The organism is Flavobacterium sp. JAS, assembly GCF_020991455.1.
Taxonomy (GTDB): Bacteria; Bacteroidota; Bacteroidia; order Flavobacteriales; family Flavobacteriaceae; genus Flavobacterium.
Genome location: NZ_JAJMOX010000056.1, coordinates 1 through 408, shown reverse-complemented (window position 1 = coordinate 408; position 408 = coordinate 1). Strand labels below are relative to the sequence as shown.

Annotated in this window: 1 protein-coding gene; it reads right to left on the bottom strand. The window is 37.3% G+C overall.

Going from position 1 to position 408, the window contains the following annotated elements; all coding sequences use genetic code 11:
* Nucleotides 1–408: AMP-binding protein (locus LPB88_RS23715; protein WP_230718281.1), on the bottom strand; the 408-nt coding region annotated here is incomplete at both ends.

Here is a 408-nt window from a genome sequence, read left to right as displayed (position 1 = left end):
GAACAAACTCCTCTTTATCTTTAATTGTTTCTTCACTTGGAATACACAAAGCAGCACCACTGTACAAACTCATCATAATCTCGGATATGGAAGCATCAAAAGCAACAGAAGCAAACCAGACTACTTTGTCGTTTTGGGTAATCCCAAAGGATTTAATCTGATCTAAGGACATGTTGACATTACTGCTATGCTCCACCATAACGCCTTTGGGCTGTCCTGTAGAACCTGAAGTGTAAATGACATAGGCTAAATCACCTGACTTATTAATAGGGTCAGGATTCTCGTTTCCATATTTATACCTTTCCAAATTACATAACATCATTTCCTCTTCATCAAGAACTACCTTGCATTTGCAATCTTGTTCAATATAAGTTATGCGGTCTTGAGGATAATTAACATCGATTGGAA